The organism is Streptomyces sp. BK022 (assembly GCF_004217355.1).
Lineage (GTDB): Bacteria > Actinomycetota > Actinomycetes > Streptomycetales > Streptomycetaceae > Streptomyces > Streptomyces griseoluteus.
In genome coordinates, this window is sequence record NZ_SHKU01000010.1 from 22,241 (window position 1) to 36,737 (window position 14,497).

The 14,497-nt window shown below is 71.7% G+C and carries 19 protein-coding genes; 2 read left to right on the plus strand and 17 right to left on the minus strand.

What is annotated here, in order from left to right; genetic code table 11:
• The first annotated feature begins 131 nt into the window (after positions 1-131).
• Positions 132-1,055 carry a ParA family protein gene (locus tag EV284_RS31875; RefSeq protein ID WP_130340381.1) on the plus strand — a complete coding sequence of 308 codons (924 nt, stop codon included), beginning with the start codon at positions 132-134 and terminating at the stop codon, positions 1,053-1,055.
• A complete protein-coding gene (locus EV284_RS31880; protein ID WP_130340383.1) occupies positions 1,052-1,978 on the plus strand; it encodes a hypothetical protein in 927 nt (308 codons plus the stop codon). Before EV284_RS31875 ends, EV284_RS31880 begins: the two co-directional genes overlap by 4 nt.
• A gap of 207 nt (positions 1,979-2,185) precedes the next feature.
• On the opposite strand, the gene EV284_RS31885 is transcribed toward EV284_RS31880, so the two are convergent.
• From EV284_RS31885 to EV284_RS31960, 17 genes are all read right to left on the minus strand, one after another.
• Positions 2,186-2,662 (minus strand): hypothetical protein, encoded by a 477-nt coding sequence (locus EV284_RS31885; protein ID WP_130340385.1) that lies wholly within the window; start codon positions 2,660-2,662, stop codon positions 2,186-2,188.
• 213 nt (positions 2,663-2,875) lie between these two features.
• On the minus strand, positions 2,876-4,624 hold the full coding sequence (locus tag EV284_RS31890) for a hypothetical protein (RefSeq protein ID WP_130340387.1): 1,749 nt from the start codon (positions 4,622-4,624) through the stop codon (positions 2,876-2,878).
• A 225-nt stretch (positions 4,625-4,849) separates the two neighbouring features.
• Entirely contained in the window at positions 4,850-4,972 is a 123-nt protein-coding gene (locus EV284_RS33625) for a hypothetical protein (RefSeq protein WP_278045876.1), read from the minus strand.
• 10 nt (positions 4,973-4,982) lie between these two features.
• A complete protein-coding gene (locus EV284_RS31895; RefSeq protein WP_130340389.1) occupies positions 4,983-5,285 on the minus strand; it encodes a hypothetical protein in 303 nt (100 codons plus the stop codon).
• Positions 5,286-5,355: 70 nt separating this feature from the next.
• Positions 5,356-5,808: a hypothetical protein gene (locus EV284_RS31900; RefSeq protein ID WP_130340391.1), complete on the minus strand. Its 453-nt coding sequence runs from the start codon at positions 5,806-5,808 to the stop codon at positions 5,356-5,358.
• 74 nt (positions 5,809-5,882) lie between these two features.
• On the minus strand, positions 5,883-6,398 hold the full coding sequence (locus EV284_RS31905) for a hypothetical protein (protein ID WP_130340393.1): 516 nt from the start codon (positions 6,396-6,398) through the stop codon (positions 5,883-5,885).
• A gap of 59 nt (positions 6,399-6,457) precedes the next feature.
• Complete coding sequence (locus EV284_RS31910) at positions 6,458-7,342, minus strand: hypothetical protein (RefSeq protein WP_207229186.1); 885 nt, start codon at positions 7,340-7,342, stop codon at positions 6,458-6,460.
• Positions 7,343-7,419: 77 nt separating this feature from the next.
• Entirely contained in the window at positions 7,420-7,776 is a 357-nt protein-coding gene (locus tag EV284_RS31915) for a hypothetical protein (protein ID WP_130340395.1), read from the minus strand.
• Between the two features lie 95 nt (positions 7,777-7,871).
• Entirely contained in the window at positions 7,872-8,771 is a 900-nt protein-coding gene (locus EV284_RS31920; RefSeq protein WP_130340397.1) for a DUF6197 family protein, read from the minus strand.
• A 77-nt stretch (positions 8,772-8,848) separates the two neighbouring features.
• Positions 8,849-9,214 (minus strand): hypothetical protein, encoded by a 366-nt coding sequence (locus tag EV284_RS31925; protein ID WP_130340399.1) that lies wholly within the window; start codon positions 9,212-9,214, stop codon positions 8,849-8,851.
• 71 nt (positions 9,215-9,285) lie between these two features.
• Positions 9,286-9,735: a DUF2958 domain-containing protein gene (locus tag EV284_RS31930; RefSeq protein WP_130340401.1), complete on the minus strand. Its 450-nt coding sequence runs from the start codon at positions 9,733-9,735 to the stop codon at positions 9,286-9,288.
• A gap of 128 nt (positions 9,736-9,863) precedes the next feature.
• The gene (locus EV284_RS31935; RefSeq protein WP_207229187.1) at positions 9,864-10,955 is read right to left on the minus strand and encodes a phosphoadenosine phosphosulfate reductase family protein; all 1,092 of its coding nucleotides are present in this window, start codon (positions 10,953-10,955) and stop codon (positions 9,864-9,866) included.
• A gap of 77 nt (positions 10,956-11,032) precedes the next feature.
• Positions 11,033-11,275 carry a hypothetical protein gene (locus tag EV284_RS31940; RefSeq protein WP_130340403.1) on the minus strand — a complete coding sequence of 81 codons (243 nt, stop codon included), beginning with the start codon at positions 11,273-11,275 and terminating at the stop codon, positions 11,033-11,035.
• A gap of 79 nt (positions 11,276-11,354) precedes the next feature.
• Positions 11,355-12,182 carry a hypothetical protein gene (locus tag EV284_RS31945; RefSeq protein ID WP_130340405.1) on the minus strand — a complete coding sequence of 276 codons (828 nt, stop codon included), beginning with the start codon at positions 12,180-12,182 and terminating at the stop codon, positions 11,355-11,357.
• A gap of 155 nt (positions 12,183-12,337) precedes the next feature.
• On the minus strand, positions 12,338-12,907 hold the full coding sequence (locus EV284_RS31950; RefSeq protein ID WP_130340407.1) for a hypothetical protein: 570 nt from the start codon (positions 12,905-12,907) through the stop codon (positions 12,338-12,340).
• 100 nt (positions 12,908-13,007) lie between these two features.
• Positions 13,008-13,433 carry a hypothetical protein gene (locus tag EV284_RS31955; protein WP_130340408.1) on the minus strand — a complete coding sequence of 142 codons (426 nt, stop codon included), beginning with the start codon at positions 13,431-13,433 and terminating at the stop codon, positions 13,008-13,010.
• Positions 13,434-13,592: 159 nt separating this feature from the next.
• Complete coding sequence (locus EV284_RS31960; protein WP_130340410.1) at positions 13,593-14,417, minus strand: hypothetical protein; 825 nt, start codon at positions 14,415-14,417, stop codon at positions 13,593-13,595.
• Between the last annotated feature and the right edge of the window lie 80 nt (positions 14,418-14,497).

Consider the following 14,497-nt stretch of genomic DNA (forward strand, 5'->3'; position numbering starts at 1 on the left):
CGGTTTGCACAATTGTGCAAGCGCTCCCGAGGCCCCGTACGGGTGACGTACGGGGCCTTACCACGTGCCTCTCCGGCGCCGATACGGGAGCGCCGCCCAAAACGGTCACCCGGTCTGACTATCGTCCCCCCATGACAGAAACCACCGCGGCCCCCACGATCGGCGCCCAGAGTGCGCGCTCGGAGCGGCCCGAGACCGAACAGGAACGGCCCGAGACCGAACAGGAGCGGCGGGAACGCATCCGTGCGGACCTGATGCAGAACCGTCCTGACGCCTGCCGCATCATCGCCATGTGCAACCAGAAGGGCGGTGTCGGCAAGACCACGACGACCATGAACCTCGGCGGCTCCCTCGCCGAGTATGGCCGCCGTGTCCTCCTCGTCGACGGCGACCCTCAGTGCAATCTCACCGAAGGCTTCGGCCTCAGGCCGCCTGGCCCCGACGACCTGACGCAGGCCCAAGTCGTCCTCGACGCCCTTGACCCCCTCGACCTCGTCCAAGAGACACAGGTGCCGGGGCTCTACGTCCTCCCGGCGAGCCTGGACATGGCCGGCCTCTCCAGCGACCTCCGCGACACGGGGACCGGGCTGACGCTGTACCGGGTGATGCTGGACAAGCTGCGCCCGTACTTCGACGATGTGCTCCTCGACCAGCGTCCCGCGCTGGACCTGGACACTGACTCGCAGATCGCCGGATCTGACGCCGCGATCATCATGACCGACGTCGACGAGTGGGCGATGAAGGGCCTCACCCGGCAGCTCGCCCAGCACCGGAAGGTCATGGCCCGCACCCAGCGGGATGACTTTGAAGTCCTGGGCTTGGTCATCGGCCGCATCCAGAAGCCGATGGGGAACTTCGATGCCGAGGTCTACAAGCTGCTGCAGAACCATCCCCGGGTGCGTTGCCTCGGCGAGGTACCCGTCCGGGCGGCGGACCTCAAGGAGGCCCGCAACAAGGGGCTTCCCGTGACCCACTACAAGAAGACGGCGCGCACGGACACGGCCAGTTTCTTCCGCAACATCGCCATGAGTGCCGGGCTGGTGAAGGCCGCATGAGCAGCGGATTCAACCTGGGCTGGGGCGACGAAGCGGAGCCCGAGGCAACTGCGGACACCCTGAACGCCGTCGACGCCACTCGGGACCAGCATCGCCAGCAGACCCACGCCGCCGAGATCGAGAAGGCGGTCGCCGATGCCGTCGAGGAGATCCGGCCCGGCCTGGACAAGGTCCCCGACCCGGTGGAGCCCGCCGGGGAGGGCGCGCTCACTGCCGAGGAGAGGGAGCGGCTCCGGCAGTGCAATGACGCCATCGACCTGCACGAGACCGCCTGGTTCATGCTGGGGAAGTCGCTGGACACCATGGCCACCGGCCGCCTGTTCCGCGACACCCGGCACAAGCTGGAGCCCGAGCGCTGCTACGAGACCATCGAAGAGTGGGCGGTGGTGGAGAAGGGCATCTCCGTCTCCAAGTGCAGCCAGTACCGGGCCGCCTGGGCGATCGGCGAGATCCTCAAGGCCCGCGGCCTCGACGCGAACCCCGGCCAGGTCCGCGAAATTGTGCCGGTGCGGAAGGCGTACGGCCTGAACGCTGCGGTCGGCGTGTACCTCCTCGTCGCTGAAGTGGCCGGCAAGGACAAGGTCACCGCCGAGCGGCTGCGGGAGACGGTCAAGCTCCTGCCCGGGGACCTGCAACTCATCGAGGACGACGACCCCGAGGCGATGGCCAAGGTCATCAAGGGCGTCCTTCTCGACGAGGCCCCCGCGCCCCTGCCAGCACTGTCCGCTCCGCTGCGCCGAAGCGTGGACCGGCGGGCCGTCGACCTGGCCGACACCCTGGGCCGCGGCCGCATCCCCCGCCAGGAGGTCACCGTGCACCTCCTGGAGGCGTTCGCCGACCCCAAGGACACGCGGATGTTCGATCTGCTCCGCGAGCGCATGGAAAAGGCCACGAAGAAGGCCAAGCGCAAGCAACTGCCGTAGGCGGTCTCGAGAACGCGTGGGCCCGGCCGAAGGGAACGGCCGGGCCCACGCGCGTGTCTGCGAGCCTACGCCCGCCTCCCCGGCCCACCAGCCCCAGGTACAGCGGAGGGCCCCAGGAACGGCGTCCTGGGGCCCTCCACGGCTCACTCTGGGCGTGAGCACATCGGCCGTTCGATCGTACGCTCTACCGGCCGCCTACCCTGAAGGTCACCGGGTGATCGTGCACGGCACCCGCAGCCAGAGAACCCGCCCAGCGGCGATCAGCGGCTCGAAGTCGTCGAGCGTCGCCATTGGTCCCGTGATCAGGACCACGCTGCCGGCGGCCTCGACCGCCACTGGCCAGTCAGGCGTTGTCGGCATCGTGCCGTCGTAGAACGCTCGGCCGCCGGGCAACTGGATGTGCAGCGCGTGCGTGGCCGGGTTCAGGTGGGCCGCCAGCTCCGGCACCGGGGGAGCGTCGAACGTGGGCGGGAGCGTGAACGGTCGCGCCCCGTGATGCTCCATCACAAACGCCACCGCGTCGGCAGCTTGCAGCTCGCCGTCCTTGCCGACCAGGGACACCGTGTCCGGCTGGACCATCACGATCACGGGTTCACCGCCGATGGTCGCCGACTGGGCTCGCAGCCTGGACGTCGGCGCCGTGGTGTGCACCCCATGGACGTCCCGCTCGTTCTGCCCGCTCACTCGGTTCTCCTCTACTCCTGGGGGATGACCGCTCCGACGGCACAGATCCCCGCTGACGGGGAGCAGCTTGGCGGCCACAAAGGGCTGGGCGATCCCCGCCAGCGCGGGGGCTACGCAGGGCAATGCCCATGCGGCTGAGACACCCCCGCTTCGGCGGGGAGCAGTGACGCGATCGTAGCAACGCCGGCACGACCGGAAGGGGCGATGCGGGACTCAGTGGTGCAGGCGAGCGTGTGCGCCGTGGTCGTTCGCCAGATGGGTGTAGCAGTCCACCTCGCACGCCAGGCCGAGGGAGGCGATCATCCAGCCGGCCGGGGCAGTGGTGGTGCCGCAGTGCGCGCAGTGCTTCGCGCCGCCCGGCGGGCACGGGACATCGCCGATGCGGGGGCGACGCGGCTCCGGCCGGTATGGCTCCCGCTCGTACTTGTACTGCTGGTACTCGCTGCGGGCGTCGTCGCGCAGGAAGTACCTGCCACCCCGGTCGTCGGGCTCCTCCAGCCCGCCGCCGTACGCCTCGACCTCCCACCAGGTGGCCGGAGCGCCATCGGAGAGCTGCGCGCTGATCTCCACCAGCCGCATCCGCTCCCCGTACGGGTTCAGGCCCTTGTCGTACAGCTCCTCCCGGCTGGTCACCTCCACGATGTCCAGCGCCTCGAACCGGGCCCGCAGGGCTTCGGCCGCCTCACGCTCCGCGACCTGCTTCACTGCGCGCGCCGCGTCCCGCTTCGCCTTGGCCGCCGCACGCTTCGCCTCCCGCTTCGCCTCGGCGGCCTTCTCTGCGGCCCGCTGCTCCGCTTCGGCCGCCCGCTGCTGCTCGTACTCCTCCAGCGACGGGTGATCGGCGCAGCGGCCCGTGTGCTGCACCTCGCGGCGGCCGGTGCCCTCACGCACGAGGACCACACGCGCGGTGCTCGGTGCAACAGGCACTCCGCACCGCCCGCACGGAGTGCCCACCTGCGCCAGGTCGGCGAGCGGACAGTGGCGGTTGTGCTCCAGCTCGGCCTCGGGGCCGTGCCCGACGATGACGCCGGCGTGCGCCGCGAGCTTCCCGCCGCACCACCGGCACACTCCGGCCTTGAGGTTCGGGCGGCCGGGGCCGGGGTCGGTGACGCGCACCGGCAGGTCCCCGACGGGTGGGTGCGCGGCGAGGTACTTGCGGAGCTGCTTCAGCGCGGCCGGACCGAAGGCGCCTTTCGCGGTCTTGAAGTGCCGCGCCCACAGGGGCTTGAGCCCGCCGTCGGCCTGGACCAGGAGGAGCTGGAGCGCCGCGTCCATCTCGGGGTAGGACTTCCCGCCGTGGTACGCCTGCGCCCATCCGGTGACGTGCTGGTCCACGACCAGGACCAGGGCGCCGGGCAGCGTCTCAACACCTGCGCCGTGCCCCACCTCGGGCCCGAGGACGGTGTCCCGGCCCGTCGTGGCCTTCTCGTCCACCCCGGTCAGCACCTGCCGCCACGACCGGTACACGTCCGCTTCGCTCGGTACGCGCGGGACGGTGATGCGTACTGCCTGTCTGGTCACGTCTCCTCCGTGAGTCTGCTCGCTGTGCGCGGCACGGGATACATCGTTCCGTTCGGCACCGACATCGCTCGGTTCTCCGGGGGTCGCCTCCGGCGAGGTGGCGGCCGGCCTGTCGTCGCACGCTCGCCGCTTCGCCTGCTCGTGGGCGTCGGCCAGGTCCGCGGCCTTCCGCATGATGGCCGTGCCGTCACGGTGGGAGTGCACGGCCTGCGCCACGTAGCCGCCCCACTCCTGCGCGCTGGCCAGCTTCGTCCGCAGCGCGGCGAGTTCCTCCAGGGCGGCCTTCAACTCCGCCTCCACGGTGGGGCAGTCGCAGCCGTCGATGTCCGGGTTGTCGACACGGGTCATGCACCCCGGCACCAGGAACCGGTCCCCGCTCGGGTCCTCCCACCAGTGGCAGCGCAGAGCCCCCCGAGTCTCCGAGACCTCAGGCTCACGCACCCGCCGTCCCCTTCCGTGAGTGCAGCACGACCATCATGGCATCGGCCGGCTGCGGGCCCTGCCCGGAGCACGGGGGGCAGAAGTCCTTGCCCGTCGGCGGGGTCCGCCAGCCGCGTGCCCGAGCAGCCGCGCGCGCTTCCTCTGCCGTGTGCGCGTCGGTCGTCAGGAATCCGGCACAGGCCGACTCCCGCCACACGGTGTTGCAGTGCAGCGTGATCCGGACGCTCATGACGCCACCGCGTACAGCATCCGGCGGTGATTCCCGCCGTTCCGATCGGCCGCCCACCGGTCGACGAACCACCGGCGGCTGTTCGGCCTGCGCCTGCGCGGGGTGATGTTCCACTGCATGTCTGCCTCCTCAGGCCACGTCGGTGATCGGGTGCGTGCTGGACGGGACGAGCCGAAGGTTGGGGCGCGCGGCCTTCGCCTTCGCCTGGGCCCGCGCCCGGCTGTTCTTCCGCTTGCGGTCCGAGGTGGGGTCCTCGTGCCTCCACCCCGCCGTGCCGGCGTCCAGCTCGGCCAGGTGCCGGGCCTGCTCCTCCTCGCTCCACCGTGGCGGCTCGGCCCGCGCCGGAGCGGCGGGCGGCGCCTGCGGGGGAGCCGGGCGACCGAAGCGGCCGGTCGGTATCGCCTCGGCCATCAGCCGTTCGTACGGCGTCATGTGCAACTCCACTCCCTGGGGCGCCGGGTCATGATGTGGAACGTCACGACCCGGCATCCTGTGACACCCGTCAGAACAGGCCGGACTGCCCGGCCGCCTCCAGCTCCGCCCGCTCCTCCGCCGCGCGCTCCTCGGCCTGCTGGCGGCGCAGCAGCTCCCGGACCGGCGCCTGCCGCTTGGCGGCCGCCGTCTTCCGGGCCTGCAACTCGTCGGACGTCGCCCAGCGCACCCGCACCTCGTTGTCGGCGAGCCCCGCCGCGTTGCCGTCGACGTGGCACTTCACGTACGGCTGCTCCAGGCGGTGCCGAACCTCCCGCAGGTTGGCGAACCAGTCGGGGCCGTACGCGGCGGCGATCACCACGAGCGTCCCGGTCTCGTCGACGGTCTGGCGCACGGAGAAGCCGTCGTCGTGCTCGGTCAGGGGACGGTCGGACGTCTGCTCGGCCTCGGTCAGCCCGAGGTCGTTCAGGCCGCCTTGGACCAGGTGCCGGCGGATGGTGTGGACGCGTGTGGGTCGGGACATGACGGGTGTTCCTTCGGTTCGGGGTGGGGCGGGGGCCGGTTGCTCTCCGGCCCCCTTGCGGTGCTGCGGTGCTGCTAGTGGTCGCCGGGGGCGTCCGGGTGGACCGGGCACGGCCCGTACACGCCGGGGCGGCCGGGGATCTCCGGGTGCACGTGCCGTTCACCGGACAGGGAGCACGCGGTGGCCGGGTCCTCGGCGCAGCTCACGACGCACAGGCACGTCCAGTCGCGCCCGATCCACTCCACGAGCGCCGCCCGGTACTGCTGCTCGGCCAGCGCGGCGACCTCGCCGAGCGCCCGGATACGCGGGTCGTGCAGCCCGATCGCCTCGGCGACCCACGGCACGGCGGCGACCTGCTCGGCCGTCCGGCGGTACAGCGCACCCTCCACGGTCTCCACGAGCTGCTCCAGCGGCATGGGCTTGCGGTCGGGGTCGGGCGACGGCTGGATCATGCCCAGGATGGCGGTCACGGCGTCCGTGAGCGTCTGCATGGCGGTCATGGTGGCGCCGTCCTCGGCGTACGTCTCGGCGAGGTCGACGCGCTCGCGTATCTGGGCGAACCGCTGGGCGAGCTTGCTGGTGGTGGACATGGGTTCCTCTCTCGGGTTGCCGGGGCGCCCACGGCGGGCGCCCCGGAAGTCAGCGGGGGTCAGGCGGTCAGGGTGAGGAGCTGCCGGTAGTCGGGCAGGGAGTTGAGCATCCGGTTCCGCCAGGCCAGGGCGTACTGCGGGCAGTTGCCGCAGTGCTGGTGTGTGCAGCCGGTCATGGGCTCGTGGTGGGTGGCATTGACCGACCAGGCCATGGAGTCGGAGGAGTACAGCAGGTGGGAGGCTCCGTTGCGCAGGCCGGTGACCTTGAAGCCGAAGCCGTGGAGGCGGATGCCCATGGACCACAGGGTCTCGATGATCCGGACGGCCTCCTTGGTGCCCTGGCGGCGGCACACGGAGCCGATCCCGACGACGGGCTCAAGGGTGAGGTCGACGCCGGCGCGCTCGTACAGGTCGACGCACCGCAGGTACTCGTCGAGGGTGAAGCCCTGCACCACCGGCATCCACGGCAGATCGGCGTCGAGGGTCATCAGGTTCAGGTACGAAGCCACCGTCTTGAGCTGGTGGTCCGCCACGGTCAGCCCGGTGTTGGTGAGGATCTCGTCCTCGCACATCCAGTCCTGGATGGCGCAGACGTCCATCAGGCCGACCTCGTCGTAGTACCGGCGGGCGTCGGCCGCGTAGGCGTACGGCGACACCGTCCACCGGCCGTGCTTCGACAGCTCCGTGAACCCGCCGGAGTCGAGCATCCACGGGGTGACGGCGCGCGGCAGCGTCTTCCGGCCGGACAGACGGTGGTTGGCGACGCACAGCGGTACGCAGTCCTCGGCGAACTCCGGGCGGGCGAGCCAAGACGGCTGATGGGTGCCCAGGTAGGTCACGCGGTCGACGTCGTCGTAGGAGCGGCGGCCAGGGTTCAGCGGCGCGGGCGGCAGCACGCGGTCGGTCGGGGCGGACGCGGGCAGGTCGAAGAGGGTGGCGGTCACCGGGAGGGTCTTTCAGGTGCGAGGTGAATGCCGGCCGCGCGCGGGGAGGGGCGCGGCCGGGCGGGGTCGGGCGGCTGCTACGCGTCGGGGTCGTGCCGTTCGACGATCGGCTCCAGGTCGATGTCCTCCACCATGGCCTTGAAGTCCAGCGCGCCGATCTCGTCGACGGGGTAGCCGTCGAACTCGTCGTCGTCGGGCTGCCAGGGGCCGATGAACTCGTCACCGCACAGGCTGATGGCGGGCGGCAGCGCCTCGTTGATGGCGGCCCGGTAGTCGGCCTGGATCTTCGCCAGGGCCCCGGTGCTCTCCAGCATGTTCTGCCAGTCGTTGGGGCCGCCGTTGACGTAGTCCAGCACGTCGGCGTCGGGGCTGGTGGAGTACGTGTTGACCTGGTTGCACCAGGTGCCGTACGAGGTGTTGGGGCGGTAGGCCATGGCGGGCGTGCCTTTCGCTTCGGCGGTGACGTTGGCGGTTGCTCTCCACCAACAAGAAGAACGGTACACCATTCGGAAACGTGCTGGCAAGAGGGCTAGAACAGTGCACCCACAGCCACCGGGAAGGTCACGGACGGGACCATCTCCAGCCCGGCCGGCCCCGGCGCGGCCGCACGGAACGCCGCGGCGACCTCCTCCGTCGTACGCCCGGCCCGGTTCCCCCACGCCAGGATCACCGCCCTGCGCTGCGCGTCGACCTCCAGCGGCCCCCCGTCCGGCGCCACCGGGCCGCCCGCCAGGTACTCGGCCATCAGCCGCACCGCGTCGCTCGCCTCCCGGTACGCCCCCCACTCGGGGTTCCGCTCGGACGGGAGCGGCTTCACCGCGCGTACGGCCCGCTCCAGGGCGTGCAGCATGGTGCACGGCGCCGTGTCGACGTACCCGGCCGGGTCGTGCGACTCCTCGCCCGGCCGGTGCCCGACCGTCTCCACGCGGATGGCCGCCCACTCCAGCACCCCGGCCGGCGTCCGCTCGCACGCCCGGACCCCGAGCCGCTGCACGGCGGCGTGCGCCCGTCCGGCGAGCACGGCGGCCTCCCGGAACGCCCCGGCCACCTCGGCGGCCGTACGCCCCTCCTCCATGCCCCACCGGTGCACCACGGCCCGGCGGTGCCGCTCCTCCGACCCCCAGGCGGTGTCGTGCACCACCGCGCCCCCGGACAGCAGGTCCGACAGCACATCGAGCGCCAGGCGCCGCGCGGCCTCGATCGCGTCGTAGTCGTACCTCCGGGAACTGCTCATCCGGCCGTCGCCCCCGGCCACGTCGAGCGCACCGAGGATGCCCGGCGTCAGCAGCCGGGTCGTCGTCCCGTGCGGGCCGAACTGCGAGCCGTCACGGCCGTCGTGGAACCCGCGGGCCTCGACGTGCGCGGCCGCCCACTCCAGCAGCTCGGGCGCGCTGACGGGGAGGATGGTGGACTCGACGCTGTACTGCATGTGGTGCCTCCAGGGCAGGGAGAGGGGTGCCGCGCCCGGCCGTACGACAGCCGGGCGCGGCAGGGAATGCGAGGGGGTTACGGGCGGCCGGTGGCGACGCGGATCGCCTTCGCGGCCAGCTCGGAGTAGTCACCGGGGTAAGCGGCTTCCATGCAGAAGCCCGCGGAGAACTCGTCGGCCCCCTCGGGGAACTCGGGCTCCTCGGGCAGATCGGTGACTCCGTCCCCGTACCAGACGCACAGCAAGTCGTCCTCGTCGACGGCGAACAGGAACGACAAGTCGTCGGGGCCGGTGAGTTCGGACTCGGTGCCGTAGCGGCGCACCCTGGCGGACCAGTCCGAGCCGAGCAGGCGGGCCGTGCCGGCGGCGATCTGGGGAACGGTGAGCGGCGCCTCGGCCTGTCCATTGGCGGCGTACAGGGCGGTCACGGTGTCGTGCGACATGCGGGGATGCCTCTTTCGGCTGGAGAGCGGGGGGCCCGGTCGGATGACCGGGCCCCGAGGGGATGGAAAGGTCAGGCGCGGGGCGGGCAGACGGTGCAGGTCTCGTCCTTGCAGCGCAGCACCCGGCGCCCCTTGGGCAGGCACTCGGCGGCCGCCTGCGGCTCGAAGTGCAAGTCACGCTCCACCAGGTGGGGGAGGCCGCTGCTCTGGCGGAACGACTCCAGCGCGGGCAGGTCGATGTACCCCCACTCACCGTCCCGGTCATCGATGCCGATCCGGGCCCAGCCGAACGCCTCGCCGCTCGCCGGGTCGACCTCGACGACGTACCAGTCACCCCAGGCGGCGAAGAAGTGCGCGTGCACCGTCTTGTGCTCGGCGGGAACGCCGTCCGTCTCGTACAAGGCGGGGATGCGGCCCATGACGCTCTTCGGCGGGTAGAAGGCGTGGCCGCGCTCGCGGCGCCACAGCTCGGGGGTGAGGGTGACGTCGGACTGCGCGGGCGTGTTCTGGGCGGCGCTCATGGGGCGTTCCTTACGTTCGGCGGTGCGCTGGCGGTTGCTCTCCGCCAACAAGAAGAACAGTACACCATCCGGAAACGTGCTGGCAAGTAGGGGTCTGAGCCCCGAGGAAGCCCAGACCCCACGGCCCGTCAGGCGGCGAGCGCGTACCGGCCACGCAGCAAACTCAGGCGCCCCACGTACATGGCGGCCGAGTACCGGCTGATCTCCCGGCCGATCGCCGTACCCGCCGGGGGCCTGGCGGCCGGCCCGTACTTCGCGTCCAGCTCGGCCGCACGCCGGATGATCTCCGCCATCGACAAGCCGTGCTTGAAGTCGGCCCCCACGACCACCTCGGTCCGGGCGTAGGCGGCCGCGAGCTCCGGCACCTGCCGCGCCCCGTTGATCAAGTCGTTGTTGCAGCCCAGCACGCAGAACACGCACGACAGGCGCCGGTTACCCCAGTCGTACGCCGGGTGGTACGGCAGACCCGACACGGCTATCTCCCGCCACACGGCCGCGTCGCTCCACGAGTGGATCGGCCGCCAGGTGGTGATGTGCCGCTTCCCGTTGCTCGCCCCGCGGTCGATCTCCACCTCGGCGAGCTGCGCACGCTGGCTGCTCTCCGCCGCGCGCTGCCCGATGCACGCCAGGATGCGCACCGGACGCCCCAGGTGCGCCAGCTCGGCCGTGAGCCGCGTGTACAGCCTGCGGATCGGGCCGCGCTTCACATCCGAGGTGCACCAGCGCGCTTGACTCGACGGCCACGCCGGCGCCACCTCCGCCGTCGCGGGGTCCTCGCCACGCTCGACGGCTTCCCGCTCGGCCTTCGCCTTCAGCTTCCCGTAGCGGATCTCGACCCGGTCGAGGAGATCGGCGCCCTCGGCCTGAACGACCTCGAACCGCTGCACCCCGAGCAAGCGGGCCTGCTCGGCGGCCAGCTCCCGCGTGCCGGCCCACTCGACCCGGCCCAGATCCGCATGGACGACGATGACCTTGTGCAGCATCCCGAGGGCCTTCGCGCGCCGCACGACGTACGACGCCATGGCCTGACTGTCCTTACCTCCCGACGACGAGATGACTACCCGGTCCGCATCGCGGATCAGCTCGTCGGGGACGGTCGTCCACGGGGTGAGGGGCACGGACGCGTGCACGGTCTTCCGCCGCGTCGGCTTGGGCTTCGGAGGGACGGGCGGCTCCTCGGCCTGGACGGCGGGGAGGTCGAACAGCATGGCGGCCTGCATGGCGGAGTCCTCGGAGTGGGGCAGGGGCAGGGGCGCGGGGTGCGGGGCGCGGATCGGTGTCCGCGCCCCGCAAGAGGTCAGAACTCGTCGTAGACCGTGGTGTCGTTGACGGTGACGAGCAGCGGCACGGTGTCGCCGGACAGGAGACCCGCAGGGATGCCGTCGGTGTCCACGTGCACGGACACGACGAGCTGCCCGCGCTCGGCGTCGACGTAGAAGTGCACGGCCGCGCCCGCGACCCGAATGGCGGGGTGCTTTCCGTTGGGCTCCAGGGTGGCGGCGAGGTTCAGTTCACGGGCGACGGCGGGACTGACGTTCACGGATGGCGCCTTTCAGCGGTACGAGGTGCGGTGGATGGTGAGCCGGGGCGCGGTGCTGCGCCCCGGCGGGGTGGAGCTGCTACGCGGGGACCGTGGCGGGCCGGGGGTGACGGGCCAGCAGGACGGGGCCCTCCTTGTCGAGCCAGCGGGCGACCGCCCACGCGGTGACGGCGGACTCCTCGACGGGCGTCAGACCCTCCGGGGCACGGAACACCTGGCCCTCGAAGTCGTCGGCCGGGGTGTAGAGCTGCACGCTCCACGGCTCGTCATGCGCGGTCGCGGCCCGGTCGGCGTACTCGTCCGAGCTGATCACCAGCCGCAGACCCGCATCCGCATCGGCCAGGTCGTCGGTGCGGTCGACGGCCACCAGGACGTGCGAGGCGCCCGCGTAGCGCTGGAGGAAGGCGGGGACGCCGTACGCGCGGAGAGCGGCGCACAGCTTGTCTCCCTCGGACGGTCCGGCGATCTCGGCGGCGGCCAGAGCAGCGGCGAGCGGGTACCGGCCCTCGGCTCGGACGCCCGGCGGGGTGAGGATGATCCGGGTCAACCGCTCGACGTCGTTCGGGCAGCCCTCTCGGTACTCCTGCACTCCCCACCCGGCGGCCCAGAACAGCCCGGCCCAGTCGAGGAGGAGGTCCTCCCTCGTCTCGCGGAGCGCCTTGTAGTCGATGGCGGCGCCCGGCTCGGCCGCGTCCTGCACGAGGTAGTCCATGACCACCTCGCCGGAGCGGGCACGCGGGTCCAGGTAGGCGCCGGCCTCGATGCACTCGTGGTGCTCGTTGAACACGGCGAGCGGCCGGTCAGCCTCCGTCAGGACCGCGATGGCCGCCCGGACCTGGGGGGACTTCAGGCTCGCGGGGAGCGCGCCGGTCGTCCGGAGGGCGGATGCGGGCGGGTTGAGCTGCATGGGGTGTTCCTTCGATTCGGGGTTGGTGCCAGCGGTTGCTCTCCGCCAACAGGAAGAACAGTACACCATTCGGAAACGCGCTGACAGGGGGAGTGCTGGGGAGTTTTCAGGGGTCGGGGCACGCCGTGACGCGCCCCGGCCGGTGAGGGAAGTGGCTAGCCGCGCGGGGCGGCGGGCTCCTCGACGGGGGCCTCCACAGCCCGGGTGACGAAGTCGTTGCCCTGGACGGTCCAGACGTCCTGCCGGTCGATGACCCCGCCGGACTTCCAGGTGCACAGGAACGACAGGGGGACGTGCCCGGCCTCGCGGACCTCGTCCATGTTCAGGACGGTCCCGGTCCACGAGTACACCGACCGGTCCGGGTGGCTGCCCCGGCCGAAGTCCAGGGATTCGAGACGGACGCGCATCCCGTCCTCGCGGACGATGTCGCCCTCGGTGAGTTCGCTGGACTTCTTGTAGACGAGCGTGGTGGCGGGGCGGACGTCGGCCAGCAGGGGGGCGTCGTTGTCGCCGTCCTCGAACTCGACACGGGCGATGACCTGTCCGGCGCCCGTCCATACGTCGCGCAGTCGGCCCCGACCGCCCGGCACGAAGTAGGGGCCCTCGGGGGACTCGACCGTGCGGCCGTCGTACTCGACCAGCGCGCCGAGCTGGAGTCCGGACGCCTTGATGGCGGCCATGACGTCCACCGGGGCGGAGGAGGGCGCGGGGGCGTTCTGGTTCATCGGTGGTGCTCCTTCGTGCGGGGCGCAGCAGATCGGGGGGGGAGAGTGCCGGGGCGCGGCGGATACGGTCGCGCCCCGGCGGGAGAGGTGACCGGACCGGTCAGATGACGTCGGTGACGTCGTAGAAGCTGGCCAGGCCGCGCGTGAACCGCTCCAGGGAGAGCGTCAGCGTGGGCTCGGCGAACTCGTCGCGGACGGCCTTCTCGTAGGACAGCTCGGCCAGGGCGAGGGTGCTGTGGTCGCTGGCCATGTGACGGTGGATCGACCAGTAGTCGACGGCCCAGCGGAGCTTCTGCGTGACCGGGTCGATGTACTCGACGCACCGGATGATCAGGTCGGCGTGCCCGTCCGCGCCGTTGATGACGGACTCGCGGATCTTCTTGCCGCCCAGCAGGTTGAACACGAAGGCGTCGGCCTGCTCTCGGGGGGTGTCGGCGGACCCGTCGGTGTTCACCACGGCGCGCATCGGCCCGTACTGGGCGTAGAGCTGCGCCTCGGGCTTGAGAGCCAGCAGGGCAGGGGTCATCGGGGTGTCCCTTTCGCTTCGGCGGTGACGTTGGCGGTTGCTCTCCGCCAACAAGAAGAACAGTACACCATTCGGAAACGTGCTGGCAAGGGGCCGATTCGAGGCACCTGTGGGGAACCGGGTCCCGCGCCCCTCCCCAGGGCACGGGACCCGGCATCCTCACGCGGCCGAAGCGAACACCCTCCGGCCGGCCGTCACCACCGGCCACACCACCACCGCGGCCCCACCGTGCCGGCCGGACCGCTCCACCTCCGGGAACAGCTCCAACTGCGCCCCGACGAACGGCCGCTCCGCCCCCACACGCCCGGCCTCCACGGACACGACCCGCTCCGCCTCCTCCACGGCCTGCCGACCAGCCTCCGGCAGCATCCGCAGCAGCCACGCGGCCACCAGCCGCTCATCCACGGCCACCAGGTCCACACCGCCCCCCTCGGCCCACACCTCCCCGGCAACCGCCTCGTACTGCTCCCACAGCGGCCGGGACGCATCCCGCGCCGCCACGCCCCGCTCACCGGCCCCCAGACCGCGCACCAGCGCCCGCAGAACGTCCGCACGGAACACCCGGCCCCTCGTCCGCATGGTCGACGCGTCCTCCCACTCCAAGAACGCCTCGGCCGCTATGGAGCGCCTCCACTGGCCGAACACCCGCACCGCGCGCGTCGCCAGCGCCTCCACCTCGCCCAACACCCGCTCCAGCGCCACCAGGTACCCGGCCAGCGCCCGCGCCGACCCGACCACCGACAGGCGCCGCACGTCCTGCCACCCGTACCGCTCCCCGTTCCCCCAGTTCTCCTCGTACACCGACCAGCGCGGATTCACCCTCCACGGAGTCGACGCCTCCACCCCGTGCACGCCGGCCAGCGCCCACGCCACATCGTGATGCTGCTGCGCCCGCCCCTTCGACCCCGCCGGGAACACCAACTCCACCGTGAACCGGCCCGGCGACCACTCGACAACGGACGGGACCTCGACATGAGCACTCATGCGCTCGCTACCTCTCCAGATACGGCGGACACCCTCCGCCACGGGACCCGACCCGCTCCCACGCGGACCAGGCAGACAAC

Excerpts from the sequence above, each read along its gene's own strand:
- EV284_RS31895 (WP_130340389.1), bottom strand. The coding sequence starts at position 5,285 with ATGACGCCGTACGAACGGCTGATGGCCGAGGCGATACCGACCGGCCGC.
- EV284_RS31920 (WP_130340397.1), bottom strand. The coding sequence starts at position 8,771 with ATGCAGTACAGCGTCGAGTCCACCATCCTCCCCGTCAGCGCGCCCGAG.
- EV284_RS31955 (WP_130340408.1), bottom strand. The coding sequence starts at position 13,433 with ATGACCCCTGCCCTGCTGGCTCTCAAGCCCGAGGCGCAGCTCTACGCC.
- EV284_RS31960 (WP_130340410.1), bottom strand. The coding sequence starts at position 14,417 with ATGAGTGCTCATGTCGAGGTCCCGTCCGTTGTCGAGTGGTCGCCGGGC.
- EV284_RS31925 (WP_130340399.1), bottom strand. The coding sequence starts at position 9,214 with ATGTCGCACGACACCGTGACCGCCCTGTACGCCGCCAATGGACAGGCC.
- EV284_RS31905 (WP_130340393.1), bottom strand. The coding sequence starts at position 6,398 with ATGTCCACCACCAGCAAGCTCGCCCAGCGGTTCGCCCAGATACGCGAG.
- EV284_RS33625 (WP_278045876.1), bottom strand. The coding sequence starts at position 4,972 with ATGCAGTGGAACATCACCCCGCGCAGGCGCAGGCCGAACAGCCGCCGG.
- EV284_RS31935 (WP_207229187.1), bottom strand. The coding sequence starts at position 10,955 with ATGCAGGCCGCCATGCTGTTCGACCTCCCCGCCGTCCAGGCCGAGGAG.
- EV284_RS31915 (WP_130340395.1), bottom strand. The coding sequence starts at position 7,776 with ATGGCCTACCGCCCCAACACCTCGTACGGCACCTGGTGCAACCAGGTC.
- EV284_RS31950 (WP_130340407.1), bottom strand. The coding sequence starts at position 12,907 with ATGAACCAGAACGCCCCCGCGCCCTCCTCCGCCCCGGTGGACGTCATG.
- EV284_RS31880 (WP_130340383.1), top strand. The coding sequence starts at position 1,052 with ATGAGCAGCGGATTCAACCTGGGCTGGGGCGACGAAGCGGAGCCCGAG.
- EV284_RS31930 (WP_130340401.1), bottom strand. The coding sequence starts at position 9,735 with ATGAGCGCCGCCCAGAACACGCCCGCGCAGTCCGACGTCACCCTCACC.
- EV284_RS31875 (WP_130340381.1), top strand. The coding sequence starts at position 132 with ATGACAGAAACCACCGCGGCCCCCACGATCGGCGCCCAGAGTGCGCGC.
- EV284_RS31900 (WP_130340391.1), bottom strand. The coding sequence starts at position 5,808 with ATGTCCCGACCCACACGCGTCCACACCATCCGCCGGCACCTGGTCCAA.
- EV284_RS31945 (WP_130340405.1), bottom strand. The coding sequence starts at position 12,182 with ATGCAGCTCAACCCGCCCGCATCCGCCCTCCGGACGACCGGCGCGCTC.